Consider the following 18,101-nt stretch of genomic DNA (forward strand, 5'->3'; position numbering starts at 1 on the left):
GAGCGTGCGCTTCAGCCCCAGCGGCTGGCGCATGCCCAGTTTCGGCTTGTCGTTTTCGGTATCGCTCAACTCAAATTCCCGTCTGTTCGTCGTTCGTCTCGTCGCCGCCAGCGCCCGATGCGCCTTGCGAAGCCATTTCGCAAGGTTTGGGGTCTGGATCGGGACCGATAAAATGCAGCCAGCGGGAGAGCGCTTCGCTCACCCGCGCGGCTGCCTTGGGGCCTGTCAGGCCGACATGTACCACATTTTCGCGGCCCAGGGCCAAGGACAATATGGTGCGCGTCAGCGGCAATGTGAAGCCCGTGTCGCCGGAACCTTCGCGATCGTTACCGACGCGCAGTGCCTGGTCGAGCTTGCGCGAGCCGTCGGCGCCGGCGTCCGACGCGTGGAGCAGCAGGTGAAGCTTGCCGCTGCGCCCGGCCTTCTCGATGCGTTCGCCGCCGATCACGACATGGCCGGCCTTGGCCTCGAGCCCGAGCCGGTCGAGCAGCGCGCGCTCGAGCTGCGCGGCGATGCGATCGCCGAGATCGCCGGGGATGCGCAGGTCGTTGGTCTTGAATGCGCGCGACAGGGCGCCGCGCAGCTTCTTGGCCGACGCCTCAAGCTCGGCGCGGCCGACGCCGATCCACGCGCCGCGGCCGGGCGCCTTGGCGCGGACGTCGGGCAGCACCTCGCCGTCGGGCGACAGCGCGAGCCGGATCAGCCCGTCGCGCGGGGACTCCGCGCGCGAGAGGATGCAGGTGCGGACGGGGCCTCCGTCCGCACGCTGACCGTCCGTCAGTTCAGCCGGGGTCTCATTGCTCGGAGTCCGCAACTGCGTCCTCCCCACCGGCCGGAGCCGGCGCGTCTTCGCCCGCGGCCGGCTCATCCTCGAACCAGTGCGCGCGCGCGGCCATGATGATCTCGTTGCCCTGCTCTTCGCTGAGGCCGTATTCGCCGAGCACGCCGCCCTTGTCGCCTTCGCGCTGCGGTGCGGCCGGGCCGTCACCGCGGCGGCGCGGCTCGGCGCGCTTCTTGGCGATCAGCTCGTCGGTGGCGAGGTCGGCGAGGTCGTCGAGCGTCTTGATCCCCGCCTTGCCGAGCGTGACTAGCATCGCTTCGGTGAGATAAGGGATGTCGGCCAGCGCATCCTCGACGCCGAGCCCGCGACGCATCTCGCGATTGGCTTCCTCGCGGCGCTCGAGCGCCTCGGTCGCGCGGCTCTGCAGCTCCTGGCCCAGTTCTTCGTCGAAGCCCTCGATGCCCGCGATCTCGTCGAGCTCGACATAGGCGACCTCTTCGAGGCTGCTGAAGCCCTCGGCGACGAGCAGCTGCGCGAGCGTCTCGTCGACGTCGAGCTCGTTCTGGAACATCTCGCTGTTCTGGACGAACTCGTTCTGGCGCTTCTCGCTCGAATCGGTCTCGGTCAGGATGTCGATCGCCTTGCCGGTGAGCTGGCTGGCGAGGCGGACATTCTGGCCGCGGCGCCCGATCGCGAGGCTGAGCTGGTCGTCGGGAACCACCACCTCGATGCGGTCGTCCTCCTCGTCGATGACGACGCGCGCGACGTTCGCCGGCTGGAGCGCGTTGACGACGAAGGTCGCGGTGTCGGGCGACCAGGGGATGATGTCGATCTTCTCGCCCTGCATCTCCTGCACGACGGCCTGGACGCGCGAGCCTTTCATGCCGACGCAGGCACCGACCGGGTCGATCGAGCTGTCGTGGCTGATCACGCCGATCTTGGCGCGCGAGCCCGGGTCGCGGGCAGCCGCCTTGATCTCGATGATGCCGTCGTAGATCTCGGGGACTTCCTGCGCGAACAGCTTCTTCATGAAGTCGGGATGCGCGCGGCTGAGGAAGATCTGCGGTCCGCGGGTCTCGCGCACCACCTTTAGGATCAGGCTGCGCACGCGGTCGCCGACGCGGACGACTTCGCGCGGGATCTGCGCGTCGCGGCGGATCACGCCCTCGGCGCGGCCGAGGTCGACGACGACATGACCGAACTCGACGCGCTTGACGACGCCGGTGATGATCTCGCCCTGGCGGTCCTTGAACTCTTCATACTGGCGCTCGCGCTCGGCGTCGCGGACCTTCTGGAAGATGATCTGCTTGGAGGCCTGCGCCTGGATGCGGCCGAACTCGATCGGGGGCAGCGGATCGACGATGAAGTCGCCGACCTTGGCGTCCTTCTGCAGCTTCTGGGCGCCCTTCAAGTCGACCTGCTTGAAATAGTCGTCGACCGCCTCGACCACCTCGACCACGCGCCAGAGCCGGAGATCGCCGGTCTGCGGGTCGAGCTTGGCGCGGATGTCGTTCTCGACGCCGTAGCGGTTCTTGGCGGCGCGCTCGATCGCGTCCTCCATCGCCTCGATGACGATGGCCTTGTCGATCATCTTCTCGCTCGCCACCGAATTGGCGATGGCAATCAGCTCGGCCTTGTTGGCGGAAATGGCGGTGGCCATCAGTCCTGTTCCTCTGCTTCGAATTCGTCTGCGCCCTCGGCGGAGAGCGGTTGGGTTGCGGCGATGAGCCGGTTGGTGATCAAGAGCTTGGCGTCCTCGATCTGGTCGAAGGCGATGGCGTGCATCGCGCCGGTCGTATCGACGATCGCGACCTTGCCGTCCTCGACCCCCGCCAGGTCGCCCTTGAACTGCTTGCGCCCGTCGATCTTCGCGGCGAGCGTGATGCGGGCCTCATGGCCCTTCCAGTCCTCGAAATCCTGGAGCCGGGTGAGCGGCCGGTCGATTCCCGGCGAGCTCACCTCGAGCCGATAGGCATGCTCGATCGGATCGCGGCCCGCAGCCTCGAGCTCGTCGAGCCGCTCGGAGATGCGCCGCGACAGATCGGCGCAATCGTCGATCGTCAGCTGGCGGGTCTCCGGACGCTCGGCCATCACCTGCAGCGTCGGATCGCTGGTGCCGCCGAACATCTTCACGCGCACCAGATCGAAGCCCAGGGCACGCGCCTCGGGCTCGATCAGACGGGTGAGGGCAGCCATGTCCGCCACGCAGAAACTCCAATAGGCATCGAATACACCTCGTCGCCGCCGCACCCCGTGGGGCCGGCCTCGGCAAGGTTTCCGATGTCGAGAACAGCGCTTCTATAGGCGTTTGCCGCGGCAACGGCAAGGATTTCGAGTCAGTATGCCGCCGGAGGGTTTCCGCACGCAGGATTGGGCTTTGCCGCGCCGCATGCGACGTGCAACATCGCGTTCTCCCGCGCGTTGCGGGCCCGCCACCTTGGAGGACATGGATGCGCCCGTTGCCGATCGCCGCCGTCTCGCTCACGCTGTTCGCCTGCACCAGCGCCGAGCCCGGCAACAGCCAGCCGGCGCAGGACGGCGAGGCCGGCCCACCGTTTAAGATCGAGGTGGTCGCCGATTTCGACGCGCCTTGGGCGATGACCTTTCTCCCCGACGGCCGCATGCTGGTGACCGAGAAGACGGGCGAGCTCGTCCAGTTGAGCGCCGACGGCAAGATCCGGACGACGATCCACGGCATTCCGCCGGTGGACAGCGCAGGCCAGGGTGCGCTCAAGGACGTCGTGCTGCATCCGGATTTCGCCCGCAACGGCCTCGTCTATTTCAGCTTCTCGGAAGCCGGGCCGGGCGGCAAGGGCGTGGTGCTCGCGCGCGGGCAGCTGACCTCCGACCGGGCGGGCCGGGGCGTGCTGGCGGGCGTCGAGCGGCTGTTCCAGGCGACGCCCTATGTCGAAGGCAACGGCCATTATTCCGGCCGCATCGCCTTCGCGCCCGACGGGCAGCACCTGTTCTTCACCAATGGCGAGCGGCAGAGGTTCGATCCTGCGCAGGATCCCAAGTCGACGCTGGGCAAGGTGCTGCGCCTGACGCTCGACGGCAAGCCGGCGGGCGATCCCGGGCTCACCGCCAAGGGCTTCCACCCCGCCATCTGGTCTTATGGCCATCGCAACCTGCTCGGCATCGCCTTCGACAAGGCCGGCAATCTCTGGGAGCAGGAAATGGGGCCGCAAGGCGGCGACGAAGTCAACCTGATCCTGCCGGGCAAGAATTACGGCTATCCGATCGTCTCGGACGGCGACCATTATGACGGCCGCGACATCCCCGACCACAAGACCCGGCCCGAGTTCGAGGCGCCGAAGGTGTCGTGGAACCCGGCGATCTCGCCGGGCGGCCTCATGGTCTATTCGGGCAAGCTGTTCCCGCAATGGGCGGGCGACCTGTTCATCGGCGGCTTGTCGAGCGAGGCACTGGTGCGCGTCGATGTGAACGGAACGCGCGCGGCAAAGGGCGATCAATGGCCGATGGGCGCGCGCATCCGCGAGGTGGAGGAAGGCCCCGACGGCGCGATCTGGCTGCTTGAGGACGGCCGCAACGGATCGCAGGGCCGCCTGCTCAAGCTGACGCCCGCGAGCTAGTCCGCGCCGGCGAGCAGGAAGTTCATCCGCGCGCTCGCGACGAGCCGCTCGCGATCGTCCTGCCACGCCGCCGCCTCGACATTGGCGATGCGCGTACCGAGCCGCGTGACCTTGCCCTGCGCGCGCGTCACCTTCTCACGCCCGCCGCGCATGAAATCGACCGTGACGTTGACCGGCTTGATCCCCGTTCCGCCCCGATCCTCGGCCTCCAGCGCGTGCTTGAGCGCAACGATCGCCGCCATCTCGAGCAGCCCGGCGAGCGCGCCGCCATGCACGAAGCCAGGGCGGCCGACGACATCGGCGCCGAACGGCATCGCCAGGACCGGCGCACCGTCCCCGGTCTCGGCGGTGATGCCGAGCAGCGCGGCATAGGGCGGCAAGGTCATGCCGGCATGCCCGTGAACATGAAGGTGCCGGCGACGTGGGCGACCGGATCCTCGGGATCGCCGTCATGCGCGATGCCGCGGACGAAGGCGATCGACCGGGTGACACGATAGCATTCGCCGCGCCCGATCACCTCGCGGCCAGGAGTTGCGGGGCGGAGATAGTCGACGCGCAGGTCGAGCGTCGCGTGCGGCAGGAACCCGCCGCGCTTCATCCACACCGCCACGCTGGTCGCCATGTCGAGCAGCGCGACGATCGGGCCCGATGCGATCACCCCGCGTGCCGGATCGCCGATCAGCGAGTCGGCATAGGGCAAGCCGAGCTCGCACCAGTCGGCGCCGTGCGCGGCGTAGCGGATGCCCAGCGCATGGCCATGCCCCGCCGACCTCGTGTCGAAAAAGGCAGCCGGATCGAAGGGAAGCGGAGCGATCGCCATCGCGTCCGCCTAGCGGTCGCCGCCGGGCGCGGCAATGGCCGCGGCGTTGCTCATCCTAAACTCGATTTAACTCTGCGCCACATCCGCACCGGCCTAGCATCGCGGCGTTATCCAGCAGGGAGAACGCCGATGATCACCTTGCCTATCACCGAGATCGCCGCGCTCGGAACGCAGATCGCCACCCATGGCGCGATCCGTGCCATCGAAATGGCGGGCGACGATATTTTCGAGATGATGATCGCGATCGCGATCCTGGTCTACGAGACCTATCCCAACCCAGCGTCCTGATGCCCGCGGATGCCGGCATTGCGGCGGAACAGGCCCTTGCCGGCGCGCGGGCGCGTTCGGCTCCGATCAACGCAGCCTGGCTTGCGGGGCCGCTGCAAGCCATCGCCGCCCGGTTCACGCATGACGCCAGCGCGACACAGGTCGAAGCGCAGGCGAAGGCGCTGCTCCTGAGCACCGACTGGACCGAACGGCTGCTGGCACCGCTCATCGCGGCGCTGCGGACGGATCCGTGGTTCGAACCGCCGTTCAAGACCAGCCGCGACGCACTTCGCACGGGCATCGTGCTGATCGATTGCCCGACCGTCACCGTCGCTGCGACGATCACCTCCGCCGAAGCGCTCCGGAAAATTCCCGTGCCGGCGACACTGGTCATTCCCGGGCGCATCACGCTGACGCGCTATGTCCGCGGCGGCAACGCCAGCATGCGGCGGTGGCAGGCCAAGCTCGCTGGTCCGGACTTCAACGCCGCGGCGGAACCCCCCGCGGCCGAGATCGAGCCTCTCGTCCTCGGCGATGGCGAGCTGGTCCGCCAGGACGGGCGGCGCTGCGGGCACCTGGTCGTCGAAGCCGACAGCGATATCGTTGCGCTCATCGCCACGATCAAGCCGGGCGCCGCGCCGCTGATGCGCGAATATGCCGTGACCGATGGCCGCTTCGTGCGCGCGGCGAGCGCCGACGACGCCACGTCGCGGATCGAGATGTTGCTGACTTTCCTGCGCATCAGCGGACGCGCGGATGCGGCCGAAGCGTTCGAAAGCGCATCGCGTCACCCGGCCTTCCACCTGCGCTGGGCGGCGATGCGCGAATGGCTGATGCTCGACGCGCGAACGGCGCGGCGTCGGCTGGCCGAGATGGGCGCCGGCGATCCCAACGCCGAGGTCCGCGCCGCGGCGCGCGCGACGCTTCCCGCGCTCGACCGGCGGCTGGCCCAGCCATGCCGCGCCTGATCGACCCCGGGGGCGGCGAGCCGATCGCGCTCGACGACCTCACCGACGCACTCGATTCGATCCCCTTCGATCCGCATGATGAGGAAAGCTTCGCCGCGCTTGGGCCGTTGCTCGCGAGGCTCGGCCGTAACCGGGGCTTCCTCGCCGACCTGGCGATCGACGAGCTGAAACTGCGCTGCACCCGGCAAAGCGCCGCGAACGGCTATGGTCCGCAGGTGTTCCTGTTGAGTCCGCCCAATGGGCGCTATGTCATCCGCGCCAATTTCTGGCCCGCGAGCGAGGATGCGGTAGTCCAGGCGAGCGGGCCCGCGCCGTTCTTCTACGGCCTGCCGCACGACCATAATTTTCCATTCCTGACCTATGGCTATGCCGGCCCCGGCTATTGGAGCGACTATTACGAATATGACGGATGGTCGGTCGAGGGGTCGCCCGGATCGGATGCCGAGCTCCGCTTCGTCGAGCGCGCGCGCCTCGATCCCGGCAAGCTGATGCTCTATCGCATGCGTCGCGACGTGCATGTCCAGCTGCCGCCCGACCGCTTCTCGGTCTCGCTCAACATCCTCGGCCAGCACCCCAGCCATCCCTGGATCGACCAATACCGGTTCGATATCGCGCGGGGCACGATCGCCGAGGGGCTGACGACGGCGCCAGCCGAAGCGCTCGTCACGCTCGCCGCGCATCTCGGTGGTGGCAATGGCGTGGACCTGGTCGAGCATCTCGTCCGGCGCCATCCGCACCCGCGCATGCGCCGAACCGCGCTACAGGCCATGAAATCCGTGCGGGGCGGGGACGACGCGATGCTTCGCCTGATCGAGCTCGCAGCGGACGATAGCACCGAATCCGTACGCGTCCTGGCGCGGCTTGAAGTCGATACGCTGCGCGCAGGCCCATCCGAACCGGATCATTCTCCGGCAGACTCACGGCCAGCCCGACCTAGATAACTGGAACGTGGAGCAAAAGATTCTCTCCGAAATCGACATACCGCTGCTGGACCATGCGATCGGGCAGCGCGGCTATGCGCTCGTGCTCGGAAAGCCGCCCGCCGCTCCCGGCCGCGACGTCGCGGCGGTGCTGCGCGCCTGGGGTCCGGGCATCCGGATCCGCAGCACGCGCGTGCCCGAGATCGCGGTCGCCGGTTGCCCGGCATGGCTCGCCGCTGCGCTGGACGCGGGCGCGGCGGACGCGGTCTCGCATCCGGTCGACCCGTTCGAGCTGGCCGCGCGCGTCGACGTGCGGGTCCGCAGCCACATGCCCGGCGAGACGCGGATCGGCGAACTCACCATTAACCGCATCCGCCGCGACGTCGCGCGCGCCGGGCGCCACATTCCGCTCGTCGCGCGCGAGTTCGCGCTGCTGCTCTACCTCGCCGAGCGACGCGGCGAGTTCGTTTCGCGCCGCGAACTGCTCGAGCAGGTCTGGGGACTGCGCTTCGACCCGGGCACCAACGTCGTCGCGGTCCATATCTCCAAGCTGCGCGCCAAGATCGACCGCGATTTCGGGAGCCCGATGATCCGCAGCACCAAGGGACTCGGCTATCGCCTCGACGCGGTCTAGCGTGAAGCGCTGACCGCGAGAGGATTTGCCATGACCGAGCAACGCGTTTCGATCGAGTTCGCCGATGGCGTCGCTGATGTACGCCTGACCCGGCCCGACAAGATGAACGCACTCGACCCGGCGATGTTCGCGGGCCTCGCCGACGCGATTCAACGCCTGGAGGGCACCGCGGGCCTGCGCGCAGTGGTGCTGTCGGGCGAGGGACGCGCCTTTTGCGCCGGGCTCGACATGGCGAGCATGGCCGGCGGCGGTTCGGGCCTCGATCTCGACGCCAGGGCCTTCGGCGACGCCAATCTGTTCCAGCAGGTGGCATGGGGCTGGCGTATGCTGCCGGTGCCGGTGATCGCGGCGGTGCACGGCGTGGCGTTCGGCGGCGGGTTGCAGATCGTGTCGGGCGCCGACATCCGTATCGCCGAGCCGGCGGCGCGCCTGTCGATCATGGAGATGAAATGGGGAATCGTCCCCGACATGGCGGGCTTCGCGCTGTGGCGGACATTGGTGCGCGACGATGTGCTGCGCGAACTCACCTACACCGCGCGCGAATTCTCCGGCGAGGAGGCACTGGCACTGGGCTTCGTCTCGCGCCTGTCGCAGGACCCGCATCGCGATGCGCTCGCGCTCGCGCGGGAAATCGCCGGGCGCAGCCCTCACGCAATCCGCGCAGCCAAACGGCTCGCCAATCGCTCGGCAGAGGAACGCGCGGCGGAGATTCTCGCCGCCGAAAGCGCAGAACAAGCTCAGTTGCTTCGCTCGCCCAACCAGATCGAAGCGGTCATGGCGAATATGCAGAAGCGCCGACCCGCCTTTACCGACTAAATCTTCCAATTACGCGCATGCGTTATTAAGGGAGGTGCATACCCAAAACACGAAAGAGGTTGCCATGCGCGAGGCCGCGATCGTTTCCACTGCCCGGACCGGCATCGGCAAGGCGTATCGCGGCTATTTCAACGCCACCGAGGCACCCGTGCTCGCAGCGCACGTGATGAACGCGGCGATCGCGCGCGCCGGCGTGGATCCCGCGCGGATCGACGACATCTTCTGGGGCGTCGGCAACCAATGGAGTACGCAGGGCGGCAATGCCGGACGCATGGCGGTGTTCGCCGCCGGGCTGCCGAAGAGCGTCCCCGCCTTCACGCTCGACCGCAAATGCGGGTCCGGCCTCACTGCGCTGGCGCTGGCCGCGCGATCGATCATCGCCGGGGATATCGATGTCGCGCTGTCGGGCGGGATGGAATCGATCAGCTTCACGGTGACCAAGGATGCGCCGCGCTTCGCCAACCAGTCGGTGCTGGCGAACGAGCCCCACGCCTATATGCCGATGATCGAGACCGCCGAGATCGTCGCCGAACGCTATGGCATCAGCCGCGCGCGCCAGGACGAATATGCCGCGATGAGCCAGCAGCGCGCCGAGGCCGGACTCATCAATGGCGCCTTCGCCGAGGAGATCGCCCCGATCACCGTCGAGAAGGCGACCTTCGACAAGCAAGGCAATCGCACCGGCAGCGAGATGGTGACGGTCACCCAGGACGAAGGAATCCGCCCCGGCACGACGGTGGAGGCACTGTCCGGCCTCAAGACCGTGTGGAAGGACGGGCAGGTGATCCAGGAAGGCCGCCACGTCACCGCAGGAAATGCCAGCCAGCTTTCCGACGGCGCCGCCGCGCAGATCGTGATGGATCGCGCGATGGCGCAAACCGAGGGCAGGAACATTCTCGGCATCTATCGCGGCTTCCAAGCCGCCGGCTGCAACCCGGACGAGATGGGCATCGGCCCGGTGTTCGCGATCCCCAAATTGCTCGACCGCGCCGGCCTCAGGGTCGAGGATATCGGCCTGTGGGAGCTGAACGAGGCATTTGCGAGCCAGTGCCTCTATTGCCGCGACACGCTCGGCATCGATCCGGCGAAATACAACGTCAATGGCGGCGCGATCGCGATCGGCCATCCGTTCGGCATGACCGGGGCCAGGCTGGTCGGCCATGCGCTGATCGAGGGACGCAAGCGTGGGGTGCGCTGGGTCGTCGTCTCGATGTGCACCGCAGGCGGGATGGGCGCAGCGGGGCTGTTCGAGATTGTCTGAGCTGTTCGACAGCGGCGTATTGGAGCGCTAGAGCCCGCCCCATGCTTCGTCTCGGCACCCGCGGATCGCCGCTCGCGCTCGTCCAGGCCAATCTCGTTCGCGACGCCCTGCTCGCCGCGCATGGCTGGGCGCCCGGCATGATCGAGATCGTGCCGATCCGCACCACCGGCGATAAAGTGCAGGATCGCCCCCTCGCCGAGATCGGCGGCAAGGCGCTGTGGACCAAGGAGCTCGACCGCGCGCTGATCGCCGGCGAGATCGACCTCGCGGTCCATTCGATGAAGGACGTCGAGACGCTGCGGCCCGACAGCATCGCGATCGCCGCGATGCTGCCGCGCGAGGATGTCCGCGACCGGCTGATCGGGGCGGAGAAGATCGAGGCGCTGCCGAACGCCGCGCGCATCGGCACCAGCTCACCGCGCCGTGCCGCGCAGATGCGGCGCATCCGCCCCGACCTCGCCATCGTCCCCTTGCGCGGCAATGTCGACACGCGGCTCGCCAAGGTCCGCGCCGGCGAGGCCGACGCGACCCTGCTCGCCGCTGCCGGGTTGGAACGACTGGGGCGCCCGGAGATCGGCGCACCGATTCCACTCGACCAGCTCCTGCCCGCGCCTTCGCAGGGCGCGGTCGGGATCGAGGTACGCGCCGATGACCTGGCAACCCGCAGCCAGCTCGCCGTGATCCGTGATCGCGCGACCGAACGCTGCGTGCTGACCGAACGGGCCTTGCTCGCCGCGCTGGGGGCCGATTGCCACTCGCCCGTCGCAGCGCTGGCGACGCTGGAACGGGATCGGTTGCGCCTGCGCGCCGAGCTCCTGACCGAGGACGGCGCCGAGCATGTCCGCATCGACAGGCACGATCTTGCGGGCACGTCGGACGAAATGCTGGCGATCGCGCATGAATTGCTCGACGCGGCATCCCCGGCGCTCCGGGCGATGTTCGGCCATTGAGCCGCCCGCTCGCGATCCTTCGGCCCGAACCGGGAAATGCGGCGACCGCGGCCCGGGTGCGTGATGCCGGCTTCACGCCCCTTGTAATCCCTTTGTTCGAAGTGAAGCCGCTCCACTGGACGCCGCCCGATCCTGCGCGGTTCGACGGGCTGCTGCTCACCAGCGCCAATGCGGTCCGCCACGGCGGGATGGGACTGGCGCTCCTTCGCGGCCTGCCGGTGCTCGCCATCGGCCCCGCCACCGCCCAGGCCGCGCGCGCGGCCGGATGCGATGTCGCGCGCATAGGCGACGACGACTTTGCGAGCCTGTTGCGCGAAAGCGCCGGGTTCGAACGCTTGCTCTGGCTCGCTGGCCAGGACCGTACGGCGATGGACCATCCGGCATTGGCCGCCACGGTCGCGGTCTATGCCAGCGATCCGCGCCCGCTTGCCGATGCGGCGGCACTGCGGGGAAGCGTGGCGCTGGTCCACTCGGCGCGCGCCGGCGTTCAGCTCGCGGGCGAGCTCGACCGTCACGGCGTCGCCCGCGCCGAAGTGCGGATCGCCACGATCAGCGCCAGGGCGGCACAAGCGGCGGGTGCGGGCTGGGATGCCGTGGCGATCGCCTCGGCGCCCGGCGATGATTCGCTGATCGACGCCGCGCGCCCGCTCGCGATTGACCCCTGATCGCTTCAGGAGAATAAACGAACGCCATGACCTCCGACACGCCGACCCAAATGCCGCCCCGCGGCAATGCGCTGACGGTGGCGCTGATTGCCGGGCTGATCGCCTTCCTCGCCGGACTCGCGGTGATGGCCGCGGTGTTCCGCTTCGGCGGATGGTGGAACGCCGGCGGTACGCCCGCCACATTCCAGCCTCCCGCCGCAACCGCGCCCGCGCCGCGTCCGGGCACCGACGTCGCGACGCTCGCCGCGCGCGAGCAAGCGCTTGCCGCGCGGCTCGACGCGCTCGACGCGCGGCTGCGAGCGAGCGATGCCGATGCGCGCAACGCCGCAGGCAGCGCGGGCAAGGCCGAGGCGCTGATGCTCGTCCTGTCGGCACGGCGCGCGCTCGATCGCGGCCAGCCGCTCGGCTATATCGATGGCGAGCTGCGCCGCCGCTTCAGCACCAGCGACCCGCAGGCGGTGGCGACCGTGGTGCGCGCCGCCGGCGAGCCGGTGACGCTCGAAGATCTGCGCTCGGCGCTCGACCAGATCGCCCCGCGCCTGTCCTCCGCCGCCCCCGGCGACGGCTGGCTGGAACGGCTGCAGCGCGAATTCTCGACGCTGGTGATCATCCGCAAGGACAATGCGCCGAGCCCGCACCCCCGCGAGCGGCTGACCCGCGCCAAGCGCATGCTGGGCCAGGGCCATGTCGAGGCGGCGCTGGCCGAGGTCGCGCGCCTACCCGGCGCGCAGGGCGCCGAAAGCTGGATGGCGGCGGCCGGGCGCTATATCGAGGCGCGCCGCGCGCTTGCGGTGCTGGAGGCGGCGGCGATGCAGGGACAGGCGCAGCCCGCGGCAAACCCCGCGCCGGCGCCACCATCCGCGCCCGCGCCGCAATAAACGATTCTGGGAGAGGACAAGATGGCCGCAATGGGCCGATTCGACTGGCAGGACCCGTTCGCGCTCGATGCGCAGCTGACCGACGAGGAGCGCATGGTGCGCGACGCCGCGCGCGCCTATGCGCAGGAACGGCTGCTGCCGCGCGTGACCAAGGCGTTTCTCGACGAGGATTTCGACCGCGAGATCATGTCGGAGATGGGCCAGCTCGGCCTGCTCGGCCCGACCATTCCCGAAACCTATGGCGGCGCCGGGCTCGGCTATGTCGCCTATGGCCTGGTGGCGCGCGAGGTCGAGGCGGTGGACTCGGGCTATCGCTCGGCGATGAGCGTGCAGTCGAGCCTCGTGATGCACCCGATCAACGCTTACGGCACCGAGGAACAGAAGCAGAAGTATCTGCCCAAGCTCGCGACCGGCGAATGGGTCGGCTGCTTCGGGCTGACCGAGCCCGATGCCGGCTCCGACCCCGGATCGATGCGCACCCGTGCCGCCAAGATCGATGGCGGCTATCGCCTGACCGGCTCGAAGATGTGGATCACCAACTCGCCGATCGCCGACGTCTTCGTCGTGTGGGCGAAGAGCGAGGCGCATGGTGGCGGGATCAAGGGCTTTGTGCTCGAAAAGGGCATGAAGGGCCTGTCCGCGCCCAAGATCGAAGGCAAGCTCTCGCTGCGCGCCTCGATCACCGGCGAGATCGTGATGGACGGGGTCGAGGTCGGCGAGGACGCGCTGCTGCCCGAGGTGCAGGGGCTCAAGGGTCCGTTCGGCTGCCTCAACCGTGCCCGCTACGGCATCGCCTGGGGCTCGATGGGCGCGGCCGAGACGTGCTTCCACGCCGCGCGGCAATACACGCTCGATCGCGCCCAGTTCGGGCGGCCGCTCGCCGCGACTCAGCTGGTTCAGCTCAAGCTTGCCAACATGGAGACCGAGATCGCGCTCGGGCTGCAGGCGGCGTTGCGCGCGGGGCGGATGTTCGACGAGGGGCTTCTCGCGCCCGAGGCGATCAGCATCATCAAGCGCAACAATTGCGGCAAGGCGCTCGACATCGCGCGAATCGCCCGTGACATGCACGGCGGCAACGGCATCTCGGCCGAGTTCCATGTGATGCGTCACGCGATCAACCTGGAAACGGTGAACACCTATGAGGGCACGCACGACGTGCACGGGCTGATCCTCGGCCGGGCGATTACCGGGATCGCGGCATTTTGATGGGAAGTGTTCCCGACCGCCAGCCGACGCTGGAAGGCGAGCTGGTCACGATCCGGCCGCTGCGGCCCGACGACTGGGACGCGTTATTCGCGGTCGCCTCGGACCGGCTGATCTGGGAGATCCACCCGGCGCACGACCGCTGGCAGGAACCAGTGTTCCGAAAATTCTTCGACCACGCCATCGCCTGCGGCGGCGGGCTCGCGATCGTCGATAAGGCGACCGGCACGATCATCGGATCGAGCCGCTACGATATCCATGTCCCGGCCGAGGACGAGATCGAGATCGGCTGGACCTTCATCGCCCGCGCCTATTGGGGCGGGACGTACAATCGCGAGATCAAGCGGCTGATGCTCGACCATATCCACCGCTACGTCGGGACGGTCGTGTTCATCGTCGGACAGGACAATCTGCGTTCGCGCAGGGCGATGGAGAAGATCGGTGGCAAGCTGATCGAGGGGCGGCATCATCGCGGCGACGGTACCGTCTTCGCCGATCATGTCGTGTACGCGATCCGCCGGCCGTGAAGCCGCTGGCGGGAATCAAGGTCGTCGAGCTCGCCCGCATCCTCGCCGGGCCATGGTGCGGGCAGCTGCTCGCGGATCTCGGCGCCGAGGTGATCAAGGTCGAGCGGCCTGGCGTGGGCGACGATACTCGCCACTGGGGGCCACCTTTCCTGCACGACGCAGAGGGCAACGATCGCGACGCCGCTTATTATCACGCCGCCAACCGGGGTAAGACCGCGCGCTTCATCGACATCGCGACGCCCGGGGGACAGGCCGAAGTCCGCGCGCTGGTCGCTGATGCCGATGTCGTGATCGAGAACTACAAGGTCGGCGGGCTCGTCAAATACGGCCTCGACCATGCGAGCCTGCTTGGGGTCAATCCGCGGCTGATCACCTGCTCGATCACCGGCTTCGGCCAGACCGGACCCTATGCGCATCGCGCCGGCTATGACTTCATCATCCAGGGGATGGGCGGGATCATGTCGCTGACCGGCGAGCCCGACGGCGCGCCGCAAAAGGCCGGGATCGCCTATGCCGACATCTTCACCGGGGTCTATTCGGCGGTGGCGATCCTGGCGGCACTGCGGCGGCGCGACGCGACCGGCGAAGGCGCGCATATCGACATGGCGCTGCTCGATACCCAGGTCGCGGTGCTCGCCAACCAGGCGTTGAACTGGATGGCGTCGGGCAAGGTGCCGCACCGCATGGGCAACGGGCACGCCAACCTCGCCCCCTATCAGGCCTTCACCGCCAGCGACGGCGACCTGATCATCGCGGTGGGCAATGACGGGCAGTTCGCCAGGCTGTGCGAGGTGCTCGGCCTCGATCTCCATACCGATCCCGACTTCGCCACCAATCCCGCGCGGGTCACCAATCGCGCGCGGCTGATCGCGCCGATCCAGGCCGCGGTGGCGAGCTGGACCAAGCAAGCCTTGTCCGACGCGCTCGAGGCCAAGGGCGTGCCCGCCGGACCGATCAACGATGTCGCTGAGGTGTTCGCCGACCCGCAAGTCGTCGCGCGCGGCATGCGCGTCGAGGTCGAAGGTCTGCCCGGCGTCGCCAGCCCCGTGGTCATCGATGGCGAGCGCATGCTCGCGGGCCGCGCCAGCCCGGCGCGGCACTGACCTCAGGCGGCCTGGCCGGTTCCGGTTCGCGCGATCCGACTGTGCAGCCAGCGCCGCAGACTACCCGTGTGCGCCTCCGTCAGCGCGGCGAAGCCCCAGCCGACGCTCACCACCAGGACGAGGATCCCGGCCGCGACCGCCAGGGCCTCTGCATCGATCGCCCAGCGGCGGTCGCCGACCGCAAGCCCGGCGACGAACGCCGTCACCGGAAAATGCGTGGCGTAGAGCGAGAAGCTGGCGCGCGCGCCGTAGGCAGCGAACGGCCGCAGCACCGACCAGCGACGCGGCGTGCTGCGCAGGAGCGTGAACAGGAACAGCGCGAAGCACGCCGCCTCCAGCGGATCCTCGATGCTGAAATCGCCCGTCCGACCCCACACCAACGCGGCCAGACAGAGCAATGCGGCGAGCGGCGCGGCCCAGTTCGGCGCCTGCCACCTCGCCCGCCGCGCGCGCTGCTCGGCGAAATACAGCAGCGCGCCGCACATCCAGCTCAGGAAGCCGAACGCCAGCTCGGGGTTGGCGAGGGTGATCAGCAGCACCGGAAGCGCCAACGACAGCCGCCGTCGCGTCAGGCTGAGCCACAGCGCGGGGAACCATAGATAATACCAGAACTCGAACGCCAGGCTCCACAACGGCCCGTTGCTGCCGAACGGCGGCACGAACAGATGCTGCAGGAACAGCAAGTTTCCCGCCAGAGCGGTCGGCGTCAGGCTGTGCGACAGGTCCTGGGTCAGCACCCAGGCGTGCGTGAGGTCATGGTGAGTCGCCAGGTTGAGCGGGTAATAGGCGATCCAGTCGAGCAGGCCGCCCAGCGCCAGCGCCGGTACCAGCACGATCCCCAGCCGCGCGAGCCGGTCGGTCAGATAGCCGGACCAGGACCAGCCGCGCCCGGCGCGGGCGACGACGCTGCGCGTGATCCAATAGCCGCTCAGCACGAAGAAGAGGATCACCGCCGAATGCGCGAACCCGGCGAGGAAATAGGCAGCGCGCACCGGGATCGACTGGCTGCCTGCATAGTCCTCGATCAGCAGGCCCCACAAATGGCCGAACGCGACGACCAGTGCGAGCGCGGTGCGCATCGCATCCATGTGGAACCACGCGGCGGGCGCCGTGTCCGGGTCCGTCCCCGTAACGGCCATGCTCAGCGCGTGCGCTCGATCAACGCCTGCGCCGCCGCGGGGGCACGGACCTTGCCGCCATGGATGAAGAAGACGAAGGATTCGCGCGGGGTCCTAGGCGGAGCGCTGTCCTCGACATAGGGCAACCCCTCGGGCCGCCCGCCCGCGGCCCATAGCTTCGTGGCGTCGGCCCAGCGATCGATCTCGCCTTCAGGATAGCAGAGCGGGTTGTCGTCTTCGCCGCGCTCGAGCCGGGCATAGACGAAGTCGCCGGTGATATCGGCGATCGCGGGATATTCGGGCGAATCGGCGAAGACGATCGCGACCCCAGCGTCGCGACACATCGCGACGAACTCGGGCACGTGGAAGCTGTCGTGCCGCACCTGGATCGCGTGGCGCAGCCTGACGCCCTCATGGGCATGCGGGAGCAGCTTCAGGAACGCGGCGAAATCGTCTGCGTCGAACTTCTTGGTGGCCATGAACTGCCACAGGATCGGGCCCAGCTTGTCGCCGAGCTCGACGATCCCTTGGCCGACGAACCTAGCGACCGACTCGCCCGCGTCCGCGAGCACTTTCCTGTTGGTGCAGAAGCGCGACGCCTTGACCGTGAAGACGAAGCCGTCGGGCACCGTCGCGGCCCAGCCGGCGAAGGTCGCGGGCTTGAAGCCCGAATAATAGGTGCCGTTGATCTCGATCGCGGTCAGCTGACGACTGGCATATTCCAGTTCCTTCTTCTGGCTGAGGCCCTCGGGATAGAAGGTCCCGCGCCACGGCTCGAAGGTCCAGCCGCCGATGCCGATTCGGATGGGTGCAAGTGCCATGAGGCGGAGACTAGCTCGCCCGCACGCCAAAACGCATCACGAAATGCGCGTCCAAACCTGCTGCTTGCAGATCAGGCCGGCGAGCACGCAGCCCTTGCCGATCATCGAATCGCCCTTGATCTGCATATGGCCCGAGAAAGTGCGATTGAGATCGGGCACGAACACGCGGCCCTTGTACTGACCCGGCGCGACTCGACGGAAGTCGCGAAACAGGTTGGCGCCGACCAGATTCTCCGTGCCGCCGCGGCGCGCATCGGCCTTGGCCTTGTCGCTCGCCCAGGTGACGATGCCGCACATCCGATCTTGGCCGCACGGGGTGAGGCGGATGCGCACGGTGTCCCTGGGATTGCGCCATTCGCTCGAAACCGGCAGCGCGCCGCCGCCCGCGCCAGCCTGAGCGGCGATCGGGGTGGCGACCATCAGCGCGCCGGCCAGCGCGACCATCCAGCGAAGCGGGCGCGAAGTGCGCCGCACCTGTGCCTTGCTCTGCATGGTGAACCTCTTTCCTTCCGTTTCCCGTGCCGGACAGTCCGGCAAACCGGTCCAAACGCGACCGGGACGTCCTAATGCCGGGCAAATAGGAAGAGGTTCGGGCGCGAAAAGGGCCGGAAGGGGGCAATTTTCGAAACGGAGGGTTCAGAAATAGGGCAGGAAGCGCCCAGCCGCCTCGCGATGTCTGGATCCGGCTGCCGCGGCCGGCGACCTGGAGCGGGCGAAGGGATTCGAACCCTCGACCCCAACCTTGGCAAGGTTGTGCTCTACCCCTGAGCTACGCC

21 protein-coding genes are annotated in these 18,101 nt (G+C 68.4%); 13 read left to right on the top strand and 8 right to left on the bottom strand.

The window, feature by feature from the left end:
- Positions 1-70: 70 nt before the first annotated feature.
- From ABDV68_RS11635 to rimP, 3 genes are read right to left on the bottom strand one after another with little or no spacing between them, the layout of a single operon-like run.
- On the bottom strand, positions 71-781 hold the full coding sequence (locus ABDV68_RS11635; protein WP_343520147.1) for a DUF448 domain-containing protein: 711 nt from the start codon (positions 779-781) through the stop codon (positions 71-73).
- A 13-nt stretch (positions 782-794) separates the two neighbouring features.
- The gene (gene nusA, locus ABDV68_RS11640) at positions 795-2,441 is read right to left on the bottom strand and encodes a transcription termination factor NusA (RefSeq protein WP_343520125.1); all 1,647 of its coding nucleotides are present in this window, start codon (positions 2,439-2,441) and stop codon (positions 795-797) included.
- Positions 2,441-2,977, bottom strand: coding sequence for a ribosome maturation protein RimP (rimP, locus tag ABDV68_RS11645; protein WP_343520149.1), 537 nt, complete (start codon positions 2,975-2,977; stop codon positions 2,441-2,443). Before rimP ends, nusA begins: the two co-directional genes overlap by 1 nt.
- Before the next feature lie 254 nt (positions 2,978-3,231).
- Between rimP and ABDV68_RS11650 the strand changes: the two genes are divergently transcribed.
- Positions 3,232-4,374, top strand: coding sequence for a PQQ-dependent sugar dehydrogenase (locus ABDV68_RS11650; protein WP_343520126.1), 1,143 nt, complete (start codon positions 3,232-3,234; stop codon positions 4,372-4,374).
- On the opposite strand, the gene ABDV68_RS11655 is transcribed toward ABDV68_RS11650, so the two are convergent.
- Positions 4,371-4,760 carry a PaaI family thioesterase gene (locus ABDV68_RS11655; RefSeq protein ID WP_343520127.1) on the bottom strand — a complete coding sequence of 130 codons (390 nt, stop codon included), beginning with the start codon at positions 4,758-4,760 and terminating at the stop codon, positions 4,371-4,373. The genes ABDV68_RS11650 and ABDV68_RS11655 overlap by 4 nt on opposite strands.
- Positions 4,757-5,194, bottom strand: a complete 438-nt coding sequence (locus ABDV68_RS11660) for a PaaI family thioesterase (RefSeq protein ID WP_343520128.1) — start codon at positions 5,192-5,194, stop codon at positions 4,757-4,759. Before ABDV68_RS11660 ends, ABDV68_RS11655 begins: the two co-directional genes overlap by 4 nt.
- A gap of 129 nt (positions 5,195-5,323) precedes the next feature.
- On the opposite strand from ABDV68_RS11660, the gene ABDV68_RS11665 reads away from it, so the two are divergent.
- The 12 genes from ABDV68_RS11665 to ABDV68_RS11720 all read left to right on the top strand — a co-directional run bounded on the left by ABDV68_RS11665 (position 5,324) and on the right by ABDV68_RS11720 (position 15,386).
- A complete protein-coding gene (locus ABDV68_RS11665; protein WP_343520129.1) occupies positions 5,324-5,482 on the top strand; it encodes a hypothetical protein in 159 nt (52 codons plus the stop codon).
- Positions 5,482-6,429: a hypothetical protein gene (locus ABDV68_RS11670; RefSeq protein ID WP_343520130.1), complete on the top strand. Its 948-nt coding sequence runs from the start codon at positions 5,482-5,484 to the stop codon at positions 6,427-6,429. The genes ABDV68_RS11665 and ABDV68_RS11670 overlap by 1 nt, the downstream gene beginning before the upstream one ends.
- Positions 6,417-7,370 (top strand): transposase, encoded by a 954-nt coding sequence (locus ABDV68_RS11675; RefSeq protein WP_343520131.1) that lies wholly within the window; start codon positions 6,417-6,419, stop codon positions 7,368-7,370. The genes ABDV68_RS11670 and ABDV68_RS11675 overlap by 13 nt, the downstream gene beginning before the upstream one ends.
- Positions 7,371-7,377: 7 nt before the next feature.
- Positions 7,378-7,983 (top strand): response regulator transcription factor, encoded by a 606-nt coding sequence (locus ABDV68_RS11680; RefSeq protein WP_343520132.1) that lies wholly within the window; start codon positions 7,378-7,380, stop codon positions 7,981-7,983.
- 30 nt (positions 7,984-8,013) lie between these two features.
- Positions 8,014-8,799, top strand: a complete 786-nt coding sequence (locus tag ABDV68_RS11685; protein WP_343520133.1) for a crotonase/enoyl-CoA hydratase family protein — start codon at positions 8,014-8,016, stop codon at positions 8,797-8,799.
- 64 nt (positions 8,800-8,863) lie between these two features.
- A complete protein-coding gene (locus tag ABDV68_RS11690) occupies positions 8,864-10,060 on the top strand; it encodes an acetyl-CoA C-acyltransferase (protein ID WP_343520134.1) in 1,197 nt (398 codons plus the stop codon).
- A 41-nt stretch (positions 10,061-10,101) separates the two neighbouring features.
- Positions 10,102-11,010 (top strand): hydroxymethylbilane synthase, encoded by a 909-nt coding sequence (gene hemC / locus ABDV68_RS11695; RefSeq protein ID WP_343520135.1) that lies wholly within the window; start codon positions 10,102-10,104, stop codon positions 11,008-11,010.
- Positions 11,007-11,675 carry a uroporphyrinogen-III synthase gene (locus ABDV68_RS11700; RefSeq protein ID WP_343520137.1) on the top strand — a complete coding sequence of 223 codons (669 nt, stop codon included), beginning with the start codon at positions 11,007-11,009 and terminating at the stop codon, positions 11,673-11,675. Before hemC ends, ABDV68_RS11700 begins: the two co-directional genes overlap by 4 nt.
- A gap of 26 nt (positions 11,676-11,701) precedes the next feature.
- On the top strand, positions 11,702-12,553 hold the full coding sequence (locus ABDV68_RS11705) for a hypothetical protein (RefSeq protein WP_343520138.1): 852 nt from the start codon (positions 11,702-11,704) through the stop codon (positions 12,551-12,553).
- Positions 12,554-12,574: 21 nt separating this feature from the next.
- Positions 12,575-13,759 carry an acyl-CoA dehydrogenase gene (locus ABDV68_RS11710; RefSeq protein ID WP_343520139.1) on the top strand — a complete coding sequence of 395 codons (1,185 nt, stop codon included), beginning with the start codon at positions 12,575-12,577 and terminating at the stop codon, positions 13,757-13,759.
- Entirely contained in the window at positions 13,759-14,283 is a 525-nt protein-coding gene (locus ABDV68_RS11715) for a GNAT family N-acetyltransferase (protein WP_343520140.1), read from the top strand. Before ABDV68_RS11710 ends, ABDV68_RS11715 begins: the two co-directional genes overlap by 1 nt.
- On the top strand, positions 14,280-15,386 hold the full coding sequence (locus tag ABDV68_RS11720) for a CaiB/BaiF CoA-transferase family protein (protein WP_343520142.1): 1,107 nt from the start codon (positions 14,280-14,282) through the stop codon (positions 15,384-15,386). The genes ABDV68_RS11715 and ABDV68_RS11720 overlap by 4 nt, the downstream gene beginning before the upstream one ends.
- 2 nt (positions 15,387-15,388) lie before the next feature.
- Here the strand turns inward: ABDV68_RS11720 and ABDV68_RS11725 are convergent, their stop codons facing one another.
- Genes ABDV68_RS11725 through ABDV68_RS11735 form a run of 3 tightly spaced genes read right to left on the bottom strand, consistent with a single transcriptional unit; the run spans position 15,389 to position 17,817 of the window.
- Positions 15,389-16,525 (bottom strand): acyltransferase, encoded by a 1,137-nt coding sequence (locus ABDV68_RS11725; RefSeq protein ID WP_343520143.1) that lies wholly within the window; start codon positions 16,523-16,525, stop codon positions 15,389-15,391.
- 2 nt (positions 16,526-16,527) lie between these two features.
- Positions 16,528-17,325 (bottom strand): DUF72 domain-containing protein, encoded by a 798-nt coding sequence (locus tag ABDV68_RS11730; protein ID WP_343520144.1) that lies wholly within the window; start codon positions 17,323-17,325, stop codon positions 16,528-16,530.
- A 36-nt stretch (positions 17,326-17,361) separates the two neighbouring features.
- Complete coding sequence (locus ABDV68_RS11735; protein ID WP_343520145.1) at positions 17,362-17,817, bottom strand: DUF2147 domain-containing protein; 456 nt, start codon at positions 17,815-17,817, stop codon at positions 17,362-17,364.
- Positions 17,818-18,101: the final 284 nt, after the last annotated feature.

Origin of the sequence: Sphingomonas sp., assembly GCF_039595165.1 — a bacterium.
Taxonomy (GTDB): domain Bacteria; phylum Pseudomonadota; class Alphaproteobacteria; order Sphingomonadales; family Sphingomonadaceae; genus Sphingomonas.